Source organism: Photobacterium sanctipauli, from assembly GCF_003026495.1.
In the GTDB taxonomy this organism is placed as follows: Bacteria; Pseudomonadota; Gammaproteobacteria; order Enterobacterales; family Vibrionaceae; genus Photobacterium; species Photobacterium sanctipauli.
This window is the reverse complement of record NZ_PYMA01000028.1, coordinates 20,248-38,203: the sequence shown is the minus strand read 5'-3', so window position 1 is coordinate 38,203 and position 17,956 is coordinate 20,248. Positions and strand designations below refer to the sequence as shown.

Genomic DNA, 17,956 nt, shown 5'->3' with positions numbered 1-17,956 from the left:
AGTGTATAAAAACAAACAGGGCACTAGGCCCTGTTTATGGATTGTTTGTCGAGGCTTTGCCTATTCTACTGGTACTGGCGCCGGGAGCAAAGGTTTGAGGAAGCGGGCTGTGTGCGACCCCTCAACCTGGGCGACTTGCTCTGGGGTGCCGGTCGCGACGATTTCACCACCCCCGCTACCGCCCTCGGGGCCAAGATCGATGATCCAGTCCGCGGTTTTCACCACATCAAGGTTATGCTCGATAACCACAATGGTATTCCCGTGGTCGCGCAGGCGGTGCAGTACGGCCAGTAGCTGTTGGATATCATGGAAGTGCAGGCCGGTGGTCGGCTCGTCCAGAATATACAAAGTCTTGCCGGTATCTCGCTTCGACAGTTCGCGGGCAAGCTTGACGCGCTGGGCCTCACCACCTGATAGGGTTGTCGCAGCCTGGCCTAGTCGTATGTACGATAACCCCACATCGACCAGCGTTTGAAGTTTTCTGGCAATGGCTGGAACCGCATCAAAAAATTCGCGCGCGTCCTCGACAGTAAGTTCCAATACCTCGTCGATGGTTTTGCCTTTGTAACGTACCTCAAGGGTTTCGCGGTTGTAGCGTTTCCCCTTACAGGCATCACATGGGACATACACATCAGGTAAGAAGTGCATTTCGACCTTGATCACGCCGTCGCCCTGGCAGGCTTCGCATCGCCCGCCTTTAACATTGAAGCTAAAGCGGCCAGGTTTATAGCCGCGGGAGCGTGACTCCTGGGTGCCGGCAAACAGCTCGCGGATCGGGGTAAAGATCCCGGTATAGGTCGCCGGGTTTGAGCGTGGTGTGCGGCCAATTGGGCTCTGGTCGATGTCGATGACCTTGTCAAAGTGCTCCAAGTCCTGAATCTCACGATAAGGCGCCGCGTCGCCGGAAGTCGCACCGTTTAGCTGGTGGTGGGCGATTTTGAAGAACGTATCGTTGATCAGGGTTGATTTGCCCGAGCCAGATACCCCTGTAATACAAGTCAGTAGGCCGACTGGAATTTCGGCATCGACATTTTTCAGGTTGTTGCCCGTTGCGCCCAGTAGCTTGACGGTTTTCTCAGGATCAAACTCGACCCGTTTTTCCGGCACTTCAATGGCTTTCTTGCCGCTGAGGTAGTGGCCGGTGAGCGAGGCATCGGAAGCGATGATATCGTCGAACGTCCCCTCGGCGATAACATTACCACCGTGGACGCCGGCGCCAGGGCCGATATCGATAATGTGGTCGGCGGTACGGATAGCATCTTCGTCATGTTCGACAACGATGACCGTATTACCAAGATCACGCAGGTGGGTCAGGGTTTTCAGCAGGCGTTCATTATCACGCTGGTGGAGGCCGATTGATGGCTCATCAAGCACATACATCACCCCGACCAGACCGGCGCCGATTTGGCTGGCAAGGCGTATACGCTGGGCTTCGCCACCAGACAGGGTGTCGGCACTGCGTGACAGGTTGAGGTAGTTTAGGCCGACGTTGACCAAGAAGCTGAGGCGGTCATTGATTTCCTTGAGGATCTTCTCGGCAATTTTGGCCTTTTGGCCTTGCAGCTGTAGTTGGGCGAAGAAGTCCAGCGCTTCGCTGATACTCATTTCGCTGACATGCGGCAACGTGGTGTCGGCGAGAAATACATTTCGGGCTTCCAGGCGCAGGCGCGAGCCATCACAGCTTGCGCAGGGCTTGGTGGAGACAAATTTCGAGAGTTCTTCGCGGACCGAGTTGGATTCGGTCTCGCGGTAGCGGCGTTCCATGTTGTTGAGGATCCCCTCGAACGGGTGACGCCTTACCGTAATATCGCCGCGATCATTGATGTACTTGAATTCGATTTCGGTGCGTCCAGAGCCGTTGAGGATGACGCCTTGGATTTTTTTCGGCAGTTCATCGAACGAGGTCTCGACATCGAAGCCATAGTGCTCGGCGAGCGACTTCAGCATTTGGAAATAGTAGAAGTTGCGTTTGTCCCAGCCACGGATGGCACCGCCGGATAGGCTTAGCTCGCCATTTTGTACCACGCGGGCAGGGTCAAAGAATTGTTGTACACCCAGTCCGTCACATGTACCACAGGCCCCTGCCGGGTTGTTGAACGAGAACAAGCGGGGCTCCAGCTCTTGCATGCTGTAACCACAATGCGGGCAGGCAAAGTTGGCCGAGAAAATAATTTCTTCGGCTTCCTCTGGGGCCATTGGACTGACGACGACAGTACCGCCGGAAAGCTCCAGTGCGGTTTCAAATGATTCGGCAAGACGTTGCTGTAGATCGTCACGTACCTTGAAGCGATCCACGACGACTTCGATGGTGTGCTTTTTGTGTAGCTCGAGTGTCGGTGGATCAGACAGATCACATACCTCACCGTCGATACGGGCGCGGATATACCCCTGGGCCGCCAGGTTGGCGAGGGTTTTTACATGCTCGCCTTTTCGCTCTTTCACAATCGGTGCCAGCAGCATCATTTTACTGCCTTCTGGCAGTTCAAGTACCTTGTCGACCATTTGGCTGACGGTTTGGGCAGCCAATTCGACGTGGTGGGTCGGACAACGCGGCTCGCCAACGCGGGCATATAGCAAGCGTAGGTAGTCGTATACCTCAGTGATGGTACCAACGGTCGAGCGCGGGTTGTGCGAGGTAGATTTCTGCTCGATAGAGATGGCCGGTGATAATCCCTCGATATGGTCGACATCCGGCTTTTCCATCAAGGATAAGAATTGGCGGGCGTAGGCCGAAAGTGACTCCACATAACGTCGTTGCCCTTCTGCATACAGGGTGTCGAACGCGAGTGATGATTTCCCTGAGCCTGACAAGCCGGTGATCACAATAAGCTGATCCCGGGGCAGGGTGAGGGTGACGTTTTTGAGGTTGTGGGTGCGAGCACCTCTGACTTCAATTTTATCCATAATCGACGAGCTTTACTGACTGACTTGTGAATTTCGCATTATTGCATAGCTGTTGGGGGCTTGAAAGCAAAAGCTGTATAAAGATACAGTAAACTGTATACATATTGCACGAAGGCGATATACTAGCCGCCTTGTTAATTTGCGTCAGATAACACAGATTCAGCCCTGTTCCCCATGGGGTGAAGCATGATAGACTGCGCGATTAAGTATAAACTTTGAATAGCGGCCGCTGAGATTATCTGGCGGTCGGGTATTAGATCTGGAGTGAACTATGGCCAGTCGTGGCGTAAATAAAGTTATCCTTGTTGGTAACTTAGGTAATGACCCGGAAATCCGTTACATGCCAAGTGGTGGCGCAGTAGCAAATATTACCATTGCTACTTCTGAGTCATGGCGCGATAAGAACACCGGCGAGCAACGTGAAAAAACTGAATGGCACCGTGTTGCGCTATTCGGCAAGCTGGCTGAAGTGGCTGGTGAGTACCTGCGTAAGGGGTCTCAGGTTTACATTGAAGGCCAACTACAAACTCGTAAGTGGCAAGATCAAAGTGGCCAAGACCGTTATACAACAGAAGTTGTGGTACAGGGCTTCAATGGCGTAATGCAGATGCTTGGTGGTCGCCAGGGCGGTGGTCAGGGTATGGGCGCTCCAATGGGCGGTCAGCAGCAACAAGGTGGTTGGGGTCAGCCTCAACAGCCAGCAGCAGCACCACAGCAGAACTTCGCGCCGCAACAGCAGCAACAGGTTCCTCAGCAGCAAGCACCGCAGCAGCCTCAGCAGCAGTACAATGAGCCACCAATGGATTTCGACGACGATATTCCGTTCTAAGCAATGGCTTAATGTGACTTTCAGAACCCTGCCGACTGGCAGGGTTTTTTTATTTACCGACATAAGTGCTTGATCAGTCTTACTGACTACATTGCCATGCCGTTGTCGGGGTTGGCCTTGGCCTTGATAAAGTCAATGAACAGCTTGGTTTTGACGTGGTTGTAATCCAATTTCGGGTAGTAGGCATAGGCCGAGTTCATTGGCTGTTTTAGCTCCGGGAGCACCGGCACCAGCAAGCCTTTGCTGAGCTCGCGTTGGACGGTGTTGCCTCCGGCCAGGATGATCCCCATGCCGGCAACGGCCGCCGCGACCAGGGCTTCGGGGTTTTGGGTAGTGAAGTTACCTTTCAGGCGCAAGCGCTGGTTATTGGCAAAGGTGTATTCCTGTTCATGGCCGTGGTTGCCAAACAATAGGCAGTTGTGCTCTGCCAACTGTTCCGGGTTCTCGATCAGCGGTTTGCCTTCGAGGTAGCTCGGTGCGGCATAAAAGCCTAACTGGAAGTTGAACAACCGGGTCGCTATATAGCTGGATGAGTTGAAGTCGGTAAGCTCCTTGCTGATGAAGACGTCGAGGTTGAGATCGGGCAGCTGGCCCGGCGTAATGGTGTGGAGCTCAACCTGGATTTTAGGGTAGGTCTCGAAAAACTCAGCAAGGTAGTTAACCAACAAGCGGCTGCCGACAGCCAGTGGGGCGCCAATGCGCAATACGCCGCTCACTTCGCCGTAGGTCGAGGTCGTCTCAGCCAGCATTTGGTGCCAGTCTTCCAGCAACCGTGCGCTACGCTGGTAGAACAGCCGTCCGGCGTCGGTCATGGTAAGGCTGCGGGTTGTCCGCTTTAGTAGCTGCACCCCGAGCTGCTTTTCCAACCATGATAAGCGCTTGGATAGCGCTGAGCTTGAGGTGTTGAGCTTATTGGCGGCTTGGGCCAGCGAGCCCTGCTCTACAACAGTGACAAAGCTGGTGGTACAGGTGATCCAGTCCATATTCGTGTGCTTACCTACTCGCTAAATTGACGCCTGATACCCGAGCCTCTGTCAGAGGTGGGGGCAAAAATGTGCAGCTGATTCAGATAATTATTCAGTAGCTCTGAGCATCATACCAAAAAACACCGCCGCTCAGCGGTTAATTCCAACCGAAGGGCTGCTAGGTCGACATATTTGTCCTACTCAAGTGTTAACAAATTGCTAATATTGTCGACTTAAACACTGACAGTTATATAAATTGAATGGTATTTTGCTGTAAGTACTCGATACAGGCATCGTCTTGCTTGTCTTGCCGGATTCAACATCGTTTATTAATTGGTTACCTATGAGAAAAGCGTCGGGGATGAAGCTGACCAACCGTTTGGTTGCCTTCGTGACACTAATCGTTATTTGCGCCATTTTCGTCATCTTCATTGGCGGGGCCTTCAGCTTTCGTAAGCTGGGACAAGACTACCTGACCCATTACCTGGATGGTGTGGTCGAGGTTATCGATCAAGAACTGGCTGATCCGCAAGGCTCGCAATCTTTGTCCCGCTGGCTTCCGAAGTTGCTCAAGGCCAGCAACGTGGTGGAATTGGAGGTAGGTAGCAATGCAGGGGTGGTGTATGCCTTCAAGGGGCTGCAACCTATCACTGACAGGTCGGTACTTCATAACAGCCGTTATGAGTTGGAGCACAACCCGGATTTTTATGTCACCTTGAAATCTATCCCCCCTTATACCGAATTTACCTATTCCATCGGGGCGATGTCTTCGATCAGCCTGGCCGTTGCCATCATCATTCTTGGCTTGATTTGGGGAATGGACTGGCTCCGGCGCCAGCTATACGGCTCGGAATTGCTTGAGCACCGGGGGCGGATGATTCTGGCTGGCCGGGTGGATGACAATGCGGTTGGCGATGAGCAGGAGTGGCCGGCGACGGCCAGCTTGGCACTGGATAAAATGATAGCCGAGCTGAAAGATGCCCGTCAGGAGCGGAGCCGCTTCGATACCTTTATTCGTACCCACACTTTCCTTGATCAACTGACAGGGGCGGCTAACCGGGTACTTTTTGATAGCCGGTTGCAGTCGATGCTGCAAGATCAGGAAACCCACGGCGCGGTATTGTTGATCCGCATTACCGATTGGGATGAGCTGTTGGCGGAGAAGGGTAAGGAAGAGGCCGACGAGTTGATCCAAGATGTGGGCGTGGTGATTTCCAACTTGATCCAGCGTTATCCCGATACCGTGCTGTCACGTTATTTTGATGCCGAATTTGCGATTTTGTTATCGCAGCAGTCGACCAAGGAAGTCAAACAGTTCACCAATGTGTTGATGAATGCCTTGGATCGCTTGATCCCCGCCGCGCCTTTGGAGCCGGACAACTGGTGCCACATAGGTGTGACTTTCTGCGCCAGCGGTGAGCGGCGTGGCAGGGTGATGGATGAGGCCGATATGGCGCTGCGAAGTGCCCAGTTGCAGGGCACCAATAGTTGGTATGCGTTTAAGAAAGATCAGCAGTATGAAGATGCCCGGGGCAGTGTGCGCTGGCGCACCTTGCTCGATACCATCTTTAGCAATGGTGGCCCGATCCTTTACCAGCAGCCGGTATTGATGCTGGATGAAACGATTTTGCACCGTGAGCTATTGGCAAGGATCAAAGACGAAAATGGCATGCTGATCAAGGCATCGCGCTTTTTGACCGCGGTGAAGCAGGTTGGCTTCAATGCCAGGATGGACAAGCTGGTCATAGCCCAAGCGCTGAAAATGCTGAAAGAGCAGCCTGTGGAAGATTTGATCTCGGTTAATGTGAGTGTCGAGGCCTTGCTGGAAAAATCATTCGTGAAGTGGTTGCGCGATGAGCTACTGCAAACACCGCGTACCGTGCTAAACCGCTTATCTTTCGAAGTCGCCGAAGGGGGCTTGGTGAAACACCTTGATGCCATGCGCCCGGTGGCAAGGATGTTGGTCGGCTTGGGCTGTAAGCTTGTGGTGGATCAGGCTGGCCGTACGATAGTCAGCACCCATTACATCAAGGATATCAAGGCTGACTATATCAAGCTGCACCGAAGCCTGGTGCGCGAAATTGACCAAAGGCAGGAAAACCAATTATTCGTCAGAAGTATGTTGGGTGCCTGCGCAGACTCAGATGCGCAGGTTATCGCTGTCGGGGTGGAAAACAGTAAGGAATGGCAGGTATTAAAACAACTTGGTGTTAAAGGTGGGCAGGGACGCTATTTTTCGGCAGAAATCTCGGTTGAAAACAGCAAGCATATCGCCCAAACCAATGGCAAATTATTCCGAAACAAATTTTAGTACGTTAAGAAAGTGCTACTGTCTTGGCGTAATCTGATTATAATGGTCAAATATTTGACGTGAGTTAAACAAAAGCGCTGTAAATAATCGTACTCACAAAAATTTACGTGCACTTGCTGGTTGTTCATAAAATTGAAGACGTTATTCAACAAATTAGTAAAAAAGAAAAGCCAAGGGCTCAGTGCGGGTATTTCGGTGTTTTCCGATACCGTTGCATTGGCTTATATGGCTGAAAAAGAATGGATAACTGATGAGTTGGCGGTATTCGGTGCCAATGGTTGGGGTGATGCCATCAAGGAATTAATTGAGCGGCATCAGCTTAAGGGGTATGGCTTTCGCTTGGTTCTGGGGCATGGCTTTTACCAAAGCATGTTTATTGAGAAAGCAGAGCTGCCCCGTGAAGAGTACTCAACCGCATTGCCGTATCTGGTCAAGGAGCTGGTTAATGAGTCGCCGACCGATTTGGTGGCGGATGGCTTTGCCGCGCCGCTAAAAGACCGGCTTCAGGTATTCGTCTCGCATCGAAAGCAACTTGAACTACTGATTGCGGTCTTTCGCGAGTCGGGTTGTGACTTGATGCGGGTGAGCGCCGAGGAAGTGGTGTGGGGGCAGCTGACCACCCATAACCAGAACCAGCTAGTGCTTCACCGCCGTGGCTCAGGCAATTTGCAGCTCTCGGCATATCGGCAGCAAGTGTTATGCTTCCAGCGCCAGCTGCGTGGCTTTACTGCCCCTTTGCTGGCAATAGATGGTGGGGATGGTGCTTCTGGGGAGCTTCAACTCGACGGGCTGGCGCTAGAGCTCCAACGCTCGCTCGATTTCCTCAGTGCCCAGTTGCGTGATGCGCCAATCACCCAGCTGCTGATTTCTTGCGACGACGATAATGATCAGGCCTTGGCACAGGCCCTTGGCCAGCGCTTGAATGTGAATGTGGTGGCGGTATCGCCAAGCCACCCGTCATTAACGAGTAATGCAGCGCGGGTCGCCCATGCCGGTGTGATTGAGCCGGAGCAGGCTGGCATCAATTTTTATTCTGATGCCTTGAAGCCCAGTACGAATTTGCTCACCCTGCCAAATATCGTGATGAGCTGGTTGGCCATCGCCATTGTGATGGCATCCATGGCGGGCTGGTTTGCTTGGCAAAATTATCACCAGCAGCAGCAGCTAGCGGCCGAACAAGCGCGTTTAGCGGCGAAAAGTGCCGAACTTGAGCGGGCTAAGGCAAGCTTGGCCAAGCACTTGCCTAGCCCGTTGAAAATTGAGGCGGCTGATGGACTAGAGCAACACCTGGCCGCCAAAAAGGCGACGCTAAAAGCGATTGCAGAGCATGACGATAGCTTGCAGGTAGGGTATGCCAATATGTTGCAGCAGCTGTCTGATGCGGCTGATGGTGATATCTCGTTGCAACGCATCGCGGTATCCGGGAAACGGCTCAATCTTGAGGGGCTTGCCCGTTCACCGGCGGCAGTGCCAACGTGGCTGAAAGCGTTTAAGACCCATCCTGATTTATCAGGTCGTCGGTTCCAGCTGATGTCGCTCGGGCGTAACGACAAGAACATTGTGACCTTTAAGCTGCTGGCTGAAAGGGAGCAAAACGCACAAGGAGAAACGCCATGAACCGCTGGCAAACATTGTGCGATAAGTTTGAATTGCTGACTAAGCGCGAACAGTGGCTGATAGCCATATCGGGCTGGATAGCGCTGCTGTTTGTTGGCTATATGGTGATCATTGAACCGCAAGTTAATGGTTTGGCTGCTGCGAAACGCCAACTGGTATCGGTCAATAACAACATCATTAATAGCGATAACCAGATCTTGGTGATTGAGCGGCAGTTGAAAGCCGATCCAAACCGCGAGCTCGATGAACGTATCGATTTGCTGGAGCGGCAGAATATCCAACTCGATGAGCAACTGGAAGGGCGGGTGGCGAGCTTGGTGACGGCGAATGAAATGTCGGCGCTAATGGAGCAGGTACTGCAGCGCTCCCAGCGCCTCAAGCTGGTGGCACTGTCTTCTCAACCTTCGGTACAGCTGCTGAGCGGTAACGATCAGGGCTATTACATTCACCCGGTTAGGTTGTCACTGCGCGGACGGTATTTCGATGTGGTTGCCTACTTGCGCCAGTTGGAGGCATTACCCGTAAAGTACTACTGGCGTAGTCTTAACTATCAGGTAGATAGCTACCCATGGGCGGATATTGAATTGGAAGTGTACACCTTGGGTGAGAGTAAGGATTTCATTGGTGGGTAGATTGGTATTTATAGCCTTTTGGGCCGGGATATTATCCGCGGGCAATGCAGTGGCCAGCCAGGACCCAACGGCTCCGCTAGGATGGCAGGCGCCTGCGGTGAAGAAGGCCCCTTCTAGGGCGCGCTTGCCCCAGTTGCAAGGTATCTTCTGTGATCAATCCGGTAGTGATTGTACCGTGATCCTAAACAATAACCTGATCTCACCAGGAGGTCGGGTCAATGGTTACACCTTGGATAGGGTTCAGGATGACTTTGTCATCCTGCGTCGGGGAAGTCAGCAATGGCGGCTCTATCTTTTCGCCGATAACGTAAAGTCAGAATAGAACAATAAGTGATAAAGATGCGTGGAATAGTAGTAGCAATAGTGATTGCTTCCTTGGTGGGGTGCTCAGCCAACATGGGGCACAGGGATCCCGTGGAGGTCAAAGGGGCACTGAATACAGCCGCCAATGAAGCCAATAGTCGCCCGTTGATAGATCTGCCGGATTCGGTCAATGATGATTTGATGCCGAGCCTGGACGGTAATGATTATGCCAGCCATTCTGCGCTGGAGAAGCGTTTTCGCGTCAATGCCCGCAATGTCGATGCAAAAGCATTTTTCGGCAGCCTGGTTAAAGGCACGCCATTTAATATGGTGATCCACCCCCAGGTTCAAGGACAAATATCGCTAACACTGCGCGATGTAACCTTGGATGAAGTGCTGGAGGTGGTGTCGGATATTTATGGTTACAACACCACTCGCAAGGGCAACATCATTCAGGTATTCCCGGCCACGTTGCGTACCGAGGTGATCCCGGTTGACTACCTTCAGTTGCAACGCCGCGGGATCTCGTTGACCACACTGACGACAGGTTCGATTACCAATAGCGACTCGGGCAATTCAAACCGCAGCAATTCGAGTAACAATAATAACTCGAACAATAACAGCAATAACAACAGCAATAATAGCAATAACAGCTCGAGCACCACGACGGGCGGTACCACTATTGAGACCGTGTCAGAGAGCGATTTCTGGGCCCAGCTGGAAAAAGCGGTATCGGCAATGATCGGAACGGGCCAGGGCCGCAGTATCGTGGTGTCCCCGCAAGCCAGCTTGCTATCAGTTCGCGCCTATCCTAATGAATTGCGTGAAGTAAAAGAGTTCCTTGGGGTTTCCCAAAAGCGTTTGAAGCGCCAGGTTGTGCTTGAAGCCAAAATCATGGAAGTCACCTTGAGTGATGGTTACCAGCAGGGGATAAATTGGAACAACATTACCAAGACGATTGGCGGTACTGAAATCATCTTTGGCCGCGGGAATATTACCGATTCAAATGGTGATATTCAGATCCCGGCATTACCTGGCGGGGATCCAATCTCGACCTTGCTTGGCGGACAGACCAACATCACCATCTCTGATGGTAATTTCGATGCGGTTTTGAGCTTCCTTGATACCCAAGGTGACTTGAATGTGCTGTCGAGCCCGAGGGTAACTGCGGCCAATAACCAGAAGGCGGTGATCAAAGTTGGTAGCGATCAGTACTTTGTCACGGATGTGTCCGGGGGCGAGGTAAACAGCGATGGCGGCACTGCGTCACCTGATGTCGAACTGACGCCTTTCTTCTCGGGCATTTCGCTTGATGTGACCCCGCAAATTGATGATCAGGGCGGGGTGCTGCTGCATGTCCACCCGGCGGTTATTGATGTGGTAACCGAGATCAAAGACATCGCCTTGGGTGATACGTTTGGTACCTATCAATTGCCGTTGGCAAAAAGCTCAATTCGTGAATCGGACTCGGTGATCCACGCCCGCTCCGGTGATGTGGTGGTGATTGGCGGCTTGATGAAATCAATGACCAGCGATCAGGTATCCAAGGTACCGTTGTTGGGCGATATTCCGATGCTGGGCCACCTGTTCCGCAATATCAACCAAATCGAGTCTAAAACCGAGCTGGTGATCCTGCTTAAACCTACCGTGGTGGGTGAGCAGACATGGCAACAAGAAATCGAACGCTCCCGCGCCTTGGTTTCTGAGTGGTTTCCGGAGTAGGAGGTGCCATGTACCTGTCGCACTTTGGCTTGACGACTGCGCCTTTCGGCTTGACGCCGAATACGCAGTTTTTCCACGCCTTGCCCCCGCACCTCGAAGCGATCTCGACCACATTGGCCGCGCTTGAGATGGGGGAGGGAATCATTCAGATCTCCGGCGAAGTCGGGACAGGTAAAACTATTGTTTGCCGGATGTTGATCAATCAACTCCCCGAAAATTTTCAATTGGCGTACTTACCCACGCCAGCTGCCAGCGGCGACGCATTGCGTTCGGCGTTGGCTAAAGAGCTGAATATTCCGGCTTCGGGGGATGCCTCGCTGCTAACGGATCAATTGCATCAGGCGCTGCTTGAGCGAAAGGCAGAGGGTAAATCGGTGGTGGTGATGCTTGATGAAGCGCAGGCCCTGCCGGACGATGCCCTGGAGGCGATCCGCCTGCTGGGGAATTTGGAAACCGAGCAAGAGAAACTGCTCCACATTATTTTGCTTGGCCAACCAGAGCTGGATCAGCGGTTGGCCCAGCACCATATGCGCCAGTTTCGCCAGCGGATCACTTTTCGCAGCTGCTTGCGTGAATTGGATCTAGCTGAAACCGTGGCCTATATCGAGCACCGTTTAAGCAGTGCAGGTGGCAGCGCGCCACTGTTTTCGCTAGCGCAATACAAAGAAATTTGGACGGCAAGCTGCGGCATCCCAAGGCTGATCAACCAGTTGTGCCATAAGGCATTGATTGCTGCCTGTAGCGACAACCGTCCGCAAGTGAGCCGACATGACGTCTTGCTTGCGATCAAAGACACCTTGGGTGCGCGCCAGCCACGCTGGACGTACCCAGTACTATGGGGATGGCAATAACCGCCGTGAGTGAATTAAACAACAAACTGAATGCCTTGAGCCAGCAACAAAGGGCAACAAAGGCAGCGGCACTAAAGCCTGCTCCAATCAAACCTATCGCCAAGTCAACCTCGCTACGTTGGGTTGGCTTAGCCTGCGCCGGCTTTGTGCTATCCGGTGTCGTTGGCTGGTGGCTCGGCTCGGGTACAAACACTCAACCCAAAGAGGCTCAGCCAGCTGCTGAGCGCACCGTTGCGCCAAATGTCGAGACTTTAGCTGCTGCGAACATCCCAAAGCCCGCTCCCCAAACATTAGAGCCCGAGGCAAAAATCGAACAGTCACCGGTACAGCCAGCACCAGTGAAACTGGCGAAGGTGACCCCGGTCGAGCCGGTGAGCGAGCCTGAAACAAGCCAGCCCGTGGCCGTTGAAGCAGATAACAAGCCTGCACAAACGAAAGCGCCAGCTGTTGTTGTGGCAAAAAAAGAAGAGAAGCCGGTTGTTGCTACGCCACAAAAAACGGTGGTAAAGCCCGCTTCTAGCCCGAAACCCGTAAAAACGGTAGTTGCCAAGGCCCCGCCAGCAAAACAACCTCAAATCATGACGGTTGAACCAGCGGGGAGTGCCAATGAGGAGCCGGAAGACAATCAGGCCCCACCCGAAGGCCTAGTGATTGAAACGGTTGAATTGAATGCCGAGCAGCTGGCTCAGGTTGAATATAAAAAAGCCCAGAAGGCGCTGGATGACGGCGACACGATTAAGGCAATTCGCTACTTGGAATCTGCGGTTCAATACCAGCCCTCTTGGGTAACGGCACGCAAAAAATTGTCGGCGCTTTATTATGGGCGCGGGGAAAATCGCCGAGCATTGGCAACCCTGCAACAAGGATTGGCTTACGATAGCGGCCAGCCCGAAATCCGCCTGACCATGGCTAAGCTGTTCGTCAATGAGTCCCAGCCACAAGCGGCGCTGAATATTTTGGCGACCTTACCGGAAGAAGTGGATACTCGCTATTTGGCGATGCGTGGGGCGTTGGCCCAACAGCTGAAAAATAACGAATTGGCAACCAGCAGCTACCAACTGCTGGTAAGAGACGAGCCCTATGACGGCCGTTGGTGGATGGGCTTGGCCATTGCCCTTGAGCGCTCCGATGCGGTTGATAAGGCCGAGCAAGCTTATCAGCAAGCACTTAGCATGGGGCGGATCTCCCAGCAATCACAGCAGTTTATCCAGCAGCGACTTGCCGTGCTGGCCAGTAGAGAGGGCTAACCATGCAAATCAGACTTCGTAAGCGCTTGGGCGATCTGCTCGTTGAAGAAGGCATTGTTGGCCAAGATGAGCTAGAGCGGGCGCTGGTACAGCAACAGTCAACAGGGAGAAAGCTCGGCGACACCTTGATTGATATGGGCTTCTTGACCGAGCAGCAAATGCTGTCGTTCCTTTCCCGCCAGCTCGATATTCCATTGGTCGATTTGACCCGGGTAACCGTTGCCGCCGAAGGGGCTGCCTTGTTATCCGAAGTCCATGCCCGCCGCTTGCGTGCGCTGGTTATTGGTGTCCGAGATGACACGGTGCGGGTTGCAATGAGTGATCCTGCCGATCTGGCAGCACAAGAAGCGCTTTACGATCAGCTATCCCAATACCGGGTTGAGCTGGTGATAGCCCCTGAGCGTCAGTTGCTGGCTGCGTTTGATCGCTACTACCGCCGAACCCAAGAGATTGTTTCTTTTGCCGAACAGCTACAAGCCGAGCACCAGCATGAGTCGGAGTTCAGCTTTGGCCTCGATGAAGGCGATAACGAAGAAGTGACGGTGGTAAAGCTGATCAACTCGTTGTTTGAAGATGCGATTCAAGTTGGGGCGTCGGATATCCATATCGAGCCGGATAGCGATGTACTGCGTATTCGCCAGCGTATTGATGGCGTCTTGCATGAAACCCTATTGAACGAAGCTGCGGTGGCATCGGCATTGGTATTGCGCCTTAAGCTTATGAGCGGGCTGGATATTTCTGAAAAACGCTTGCCCCAGGATGGTCGCTTCAACGTCAAGGTGCGCGGCAACTCGGTGGATGTCCGTGTTTCTACCATGCCGGTACAGCATGGCGAATCCGTGGTGATGCGCCTGCTCAACCAATCGGCGGGTATTCTTAGCCTAGAAGAAATCGGCATGCCCGATGCTATCTTGCAGCGCTTCCGCCGCCAACTAAAGCGCCCTCATGGAATGATTTTGGTAACGGGGCCGACAGGCTCGGGTAAAACCACCACCTTGTATGGGGCGTTGAGTGAGCTGAACAAGCCGGGTAAAAAACTGATCACCGCAGAAGACCCGGTGGAATACCGCTTGCCGCGGGTTAATCAGGTGCAGGTAAATAGCAAGATTGGTCTGACTTTCTCTTCAATCCTGCGAACCTTTCTGCGCCAGGATCCGGATATTATCCTGGTGGGTGAGATGCGTGATCAGGAAACCGTGGAAATTGGTTTGCGCTCGGCTCTCACCGGCCACTTAGTACTGTCCACCCTGCACACCAATGATGCTGTCGACAGTGCATTGCGAATGATGGATATGGAAGCGCCGGGGTATTTGGTTGCCAGCGCCGTACGCGCCGTCTTGGCACAGCGTTTGGTACGCCGGGTTTGCCGTGATTGTGCCGAAGCCGAGCAGCCAGATCACGCCAAGGCACAATGGTTGTTGGCGCGTTTCCCGCACTTGGATCAGGCTGAGTTTAAGCGTGGCCGGGGGTGCCAAACCTGTAACTTCACGGGCTACAAAGGCCGTATCGGGGTATTCGAGCTATTGGAGATGAAGCCTGCCATGATGGATGCCTTGCGTGCCAACGACGCAGTTGGCTTTAGCCAAATTGCCCGCCACTCTGAAGGTTATAAGCCATTGGTTGAATCGGCAATGGAGCTGGCCTTGGAGGGCGTCACGAGCTTGGATGAAGTGATGTTGCTGGGCGAAGGCGATGAAAACGACGGCTATGTGCTGGGCTGATGGGTAGGAGGGGGTAATGCCACAATTTATCTACCGTGGACGCGGGGCACAAGGTGAGCTTCAGCGCGGCCAAATCGAAGCGGCTACCCAGGATGCGGCGGCAGATTTGCTTATTCGCCAAGGGATCATCCCGCTTGAGATCCGTGAAGGCAAGGCAAAAGTGGCCGGGGTCGATCTCAAAGACTTATTTAAAAGCAATATCCCGCTCGAAGCCTTGGTGATCTTCTGTCGCCAACTTTTTAGTTTAACCAAGGCCGGGGTACCGCTGCTGAGATCGATCAAGGGATTGGGGCAAAGTGCTAGCCATCCTTTGATGAAATCGACACTGGAAAGTGTGGTGGTAGAGCTTACCAACGGTAAGTCGCTGTCTGCTGCAATGAAGCAACACCCGCGGGTGTTCTCTGAACTATTTGTATCGATGATCCAAGTCGGGGAAAACACCGGCCGCTTGGATGAATCATTATTACAATTGGCCCAATACTACGAGCAGGAGATGGAAACCCGCCGTCGGATCAAGTCGGCGATGCGCTATCCGATGTTTGTGATCACCGCCATTATGATTGCGATGGCGGTACTGAACATCAAGGTGATCCCGCAATTTGCCTCTATGTTCGGTCGTTTTGGGGTTGATTTGCCTTTGCCCACCCGGATTTTGATCGGGACCTCCAACTTCTTTGTTCATTATTGGCCCTTGATGATAGGCGCCATCGGATTGACGTGGATCGGCATCAAGGTATGGCGCCAAACCCCTGCCGGTAGTGAGAAGTGGGATAAGTGGCGGCTAAAAGTGCCCGTTGTTGGCGGTATCGTCAACCGTGCCCAGCTATCGCGTTTTTCTCGCACTTTCTCATTGATGATCCGGGCCGGTGTACCGCTTAACCAGGCCATTCAAATGTCGGCAGAAGCACTGGGTAACCGCTACCTGGAAACCCGCCTGATTGAAATGAAAAACGGCATCGAAGGGGGCAGCAGTATTGCCAGCACAGCGAGCCAGTCGGGCGTATTCACCCCGCTCGTATTACAGATGATCGCTGTTGGTGAAGAAACGGGTCAAGTTGATGACTTGCTCTTGGAAGCATCTGATTTTTATGATCGCGAAGTGGATTACGATCTCAAGACCTTGACCGCCAGAATTGAACCTATCTTGTTGTTGGTTGTGGCGATTATGGTATTGATCCTGGCCTTGGGTATCTTCCTGCCGATGTGGAGCTTGCTTGATGTCGCTCGCGGGGTTTAATCTTAAATTCAGCCGCCACATTCAACAATTCTTATTCGTGGCGGTTATCTTCATCATTATTTCTTCGCTGTTTGTGCAGTGGCAAAAAATAAATGAAAAAGCGGTTCAAGCCCAACAACAAGTATTAATTAATACCCTTACTAAAAGTGCGTCTTCGCTGCGGCAAAAATGGGAATTGAACAACAAGCCAGAACGCATGACGGTAAATGGGATTAACGTCTCCTACACCCGGTATGGCTGGCCGATTGTGCTGGATAATAACCATGTTAATTGTGAAAAAACGTGGGAACTGCTTTCACCAAAGATGAACCCTGTTTCTTACGCAGATCTACATGAAAAAAAAGAAATGAGATCAGCGTATTATAATTCATGTTATTTCCGAATTAGTGATGGAAATTGGCTAGCATTATTTTATGAAAATGAGACAATACACATTGACAGTTTTTTGACGCGCGCCGAGTTATGGTGATGTGTATTTGACTAATCAGAATAAGGCAGAACAGACATGAAAAAACAGTCTGGCTTTTCTCTGGTTGAGTTAGTCATCGTGATTATTGTTGTCGGTTTGTTAGCTGTAGCTGCGTTACCACGCTTTATGAATGTGACCGATGAAGCCAAGAAAGCCTCTATCGAAGGTGTTGCTGGTGGCTATGCGACGGCAGTGTTATCTGTCCGAGCACAGTGGGAAGCCTATGGTCGCCCAGAGAACAGCGGTCGTAACACGGTGGATTATGATGGTACCGACTTTTACCTGACCCAGGACGGTGATACCGGTACGCCACGTGTTGGTTACCCAATTTCAACCCGCAATGTTTCGGTAGATAGCATGGTAGTAAGCGATTGTGTTGCCCTGATGGACAACCTACTGCAGAACCCGCCAAAAGTAACCAGTCAGTCGACAGATGCACAGAGCGGCAAGTTCTTGTTCTATACCGAGTTGGCTGACGACAATGGTTCAAACACCTGTCGTTATTATCAGTTGGCTTCAACCGGTAATGATGGCAATGGCACAACAGATGTGACCTCAGGTCATTACTTTACTTATTTGCCGATGGACGGATCGGTGCAAGTAGAAATACGCTAGGCCGTATTAATTATTAGAAAATTAGGAGAATGTTATGAAACGTCAAGGCGGCTTTACGCTGATTGAGATGGTGGTGGTTATCGTAATCCTGGGTATCCTGGCGGTTACAGCAGCTCCACGTTTTTTGAACCTGCAAGATGATGCGCGTAACTCAGCGCTGCAAGGCCTGAAAGGTGCTATTAATGGCGCTGCAGGTATTACCTACGGTAAGGCTGCGATTGAGGGTGAGGACAAATCATCTACTGCAACAATTTCAACTGATGCTGGAGATGTAGATATTGCTTTTGGTTACCCAGCAGCAACCGAAGATGGTATTGATGTTGTAGTTCAAGGACTACAAGATGATACTGAGTGGGTAAATGTTACGGTATCTGGTGCAACAGGTACTATTCGTGCATTTACACTGGCTAACGCTGCTTCTGATGGGGATGTAGTGACGTCTTGCTATGTTCAATATAATCAAGCACTTTCTGCAACTTCAGCGGCATCTACGACTGTCTCTGAATGTAATTGATTTAAAATAGCGCTCTTCG

General features: G+C 52.2%; 15 protein-coding genes. 13 read left to right on the top strand and 2 right to left on the bottom strand.

Annotated features, from left to right (window positions below; translation table 11 throughout):
- Window positions 1-60: 60 nt before the first annotated feature.
- Window positions 61-2,904, bottom strand: a complete 2,844-nt coding sequence (uvrA, locus tag C9I98_RS25360; RefSeq protein WP_107272635.1) for an excinuclease ABC subunit UvrA — start codon at window positions 2,902-2,904, stop codon at window positions 61-63.
- Window positions 2,905-3,175: 271 nt separating this feature from the next.
- On the opposite strand from uvrA, the gene C9I98_RS25355 reads away from it, so the two are divergent.
- A complete protein-coding gene (locus tag C9I98_RS25355; protein WP_036832229.1) occupies window positions 3,176-3,733 on the top strand; it encodes a single-stranded DNA-binding protein in 558 nt (185 codons plus the stop codon).
- An 86-nt stretch (window positions 3,734-3,819) separates the two neighbouring features.
- Here C9I98_RS25355 and C9I98_RS25350 read toward each other — a convergent pair whose 3' ends face one another.
- Window positions 3,820-4,716 carry a LysR family transcriptional regulator gene (locus C9I98_RS25350; RefSeq protein ID WP_036832231.1) on the bottom strand — a complete coding sequence of 299 codons (897 nt, stop codon included), beginning with the start codon at window positions 4,714-4,716 and terminating at the stop codon, window positions 3,820-3,822.
- A gap of 325 nt (window positions 4,717-5,041) precedes the next feature.
- Here C9I98_RS25350 and csrD point away from each other — a divergent pair, with 325 nt between their 5' ends.
- From csrD to C9I98_RS25290, 12 genes are all read left to right on the top strand, one after another.
- Window positions 5,042-7,009, top strand: coding sequence for an RNase E specificity factor CsrD (gene csrD, locus C9I98_RS25345; protein ID WP_036832232.1), 1,968 nt, complete (start codon window positions 5,042-5,044; stop codon window positions 7,007-7,009).
- Between the two features lie 132 nt (window positions 7,010-7,141).
- Window positions 7,142-8,626, top strand: a complete 1,485-nt coding sequence (locus C9I98_RS25340; protein WP_245907249.1) for a PilN domain-containing protein — start codon at window positions 7,142-7,144, stop codon at window positions 8,624-8,626.
- A complete protein-coding gene (gene pilO, locus C9I98_RS25335) occupies window positions 8,623-9,258 on the top strand; it encodes a type 4a pilus biogenesis protein PilO (protein ID WP_036832235.1) in 636 nt (211 codons plus the stop codon). The genes C9I98_RS25340 and pilO overlap by 4 nt, the downstream gene beginning before the upstream one ends.
- Window positions 9,251-9,580: a hypothetical protein gene (locus C9I98_RS25330; protein ID WP_051902717.1), complete on the top strand. Its 330-nt coding sequence runs from the start codon at window positions 9,251-9,253 to the stop codon at window positions 9,578-9,580. Before pilO ends, C9I98_RS25330 begins: the two co-directional genes overlap by 8 nt.
- A 17-nt stretch (window positions 9,581-9,597) precedes the next feature.
- Window positions 9,598-11,283 (top strand): pilus (MSHA type) biogenesis protein MshL, encoded by a 1,686-nt coding sequence (mshL, locus tag C9I98_RS25325; protein WP_036832240.1) that lies wholly within the window; start codon window positions 9,598-9,600, stop codon window positions 11,281-11,283.
- An 8-nt stretch (window positions 11,284-11,291) separates the two neighbouring features.
- Complete coding sequence (locus C9I98_RS25320; RefSeq protein ID WP_036832242.1) at window positions 11,292-12,134, top strand: ExeA family protein; 843 nt, start codon at window positions 11,292-11,294, stop codon at window positions 12,132-12,134.
- Window positions 12,135-12,139: 5 nt separating this feature from the next.
- Window positions 12,140-13,381, top strand: coding sequence for a tetratricopeptide repeat protein (locus C9I98_RS25315; protein WP_158262714.1), 1,242 nt, complete (start codon window positions 12,140-12,142; stop codon window positions 13,379-13,381).
- Between the two features lie 2 nt (window positions 13,382-13,383).
- Window positions 13,384-15,102, top strand: a complete 1,719-nt coding sequence (locus C9I98_RS25310; protein WP_107272633.1) for a GspE/PulE family protein — start codon at window positions 13,384-13,386, stop codon at window positions 15,100-15,102.
- A 16-nt stretch (window positions 15,103-15,118) separates the two neighbouring features.
- Complete coding sequence (locus C9I98_RS25305; protein WP_036831696.1) at window positions 15,119-16,339, top strand: type II secretion system F family protein; 1,221 nt, start codon at window positions 15,119-15,121, stop codon at window positions 16,337-16,339.
- Window positions 16,317-16,808, top strand: coding sequence for a hypothetical protein (locus tag C9I98_RS25300; RefSeq protein WP_245907248.1), 492 nt, complete (start codon window positions 16,317-16,319; stop codon window positions 16,806-16,808). Before C9I98_RS25305 ends, C9I98_RS25300 begins: the two co-directional genes overlap by 23 nt.
- Before the next feature lie 36 nt (window positions 16,809-16,844).
- A complete protein-coding gene (locus C9I98_RS25295; RefSeq protein ID WP_036831698.1) occupies window positions 16,845-17,423 on the top strand; it encodes a prepilin-type N-terminal cleavage/methylation domain-containing protein in 579 nt (192 codons plus the stop codon).
- Window positions 17,424-17,457: 34 nt separating this feature from the next.
- Window positions 17,458-17,937: a type II secretion system protein gene (locus C9I98_RS25290; protein ID WP_036831701.1), complete on the top strand. Its 480-nt coding sequence runs from the start codon at window positions 17,458-17,460 to the stop codon at window positions 17,935-17,937.
- Window positions 17,938-17,956: the final 19 nt, after the last annotated feature.

Bases quoted from the DNA above. Each gene is read 5' to 3' on its own strand.
- C9I98_RS25305 (WP_036831696.1), top strand. From the start codon at position 15,119: ATGCCACAATTTATCTACCGTGGACGCGGGGCACAAGGTGAGCTTCAG.
- pilO (WP_036832235.1), top strand. From the start codon at position 8,623: ATGAACCGCTGGCAAACATTGTGCGATAAGTTTGAATTGCTGACTAAG.
- C9I98_RS25355 (WP_036832229.1), top strand. From the start codon at position 3,176: ATGGCCAGTCGTGGCGTAAATAAAGTTATCCTTGTTGGTAACTTAGGT.
- uvrA (WP_107272635.1), bottom strand. From the start codon at position 2,904: ATGGATAAAATTGAAGTCAGAGGTGCTCGCACCCACAACCTCAAAAAC.
- C9I98_RS25320 (WP_036832242.1), top strand. From the start codon at position 11,292: ATGTACCTGTCGCACTTTGGCTTGACGACTGCGCCTTTCGGCTTGACG.
- C9I98_RS25290 (WP_036831701.1), top strand. From the start codon at position 17,458: ATGAAACGTCAAGGCGGCTTTACGCTGATTGAGATGGTGGTGGTTATC.
- C9I98_RS25295 (WP_036831698.1), top strand. From the start codon at position 16,845: ATGAAAAAACAGTCTGGCTTTTCTCTGGTTGAGTTAGTCATCGTGATT.
- csrD (WP_036832232.1), top strand. From the start codon at position 5,042: ATGAGAAAAGCGTCGGGGATGAAGCTGACCAACCGTTTGGTTGCCTTC.
- C9I98_RS25350 (WP_036832231.1), bottom strand. From the start codon at position 4,716: ATGGACTGGATCACCTGTACCACCAGCTTTGTCACTGTTGTAGAGCAG.
- C9I98_RS25310 (WP_107272633.1), top strand. From the start codon at position 13,384: ATGCAAATCAGACTTCGTAAGCGCTTGGGCGATCTGCTCGTTGAAGAA.
- mshL (WP_036832240.1), top strand. From the start codon at position 9,598: ATGCGTGGAATAGTAGTAGCAATAGTGATTGCTTCCTTGGTGGGGTGC.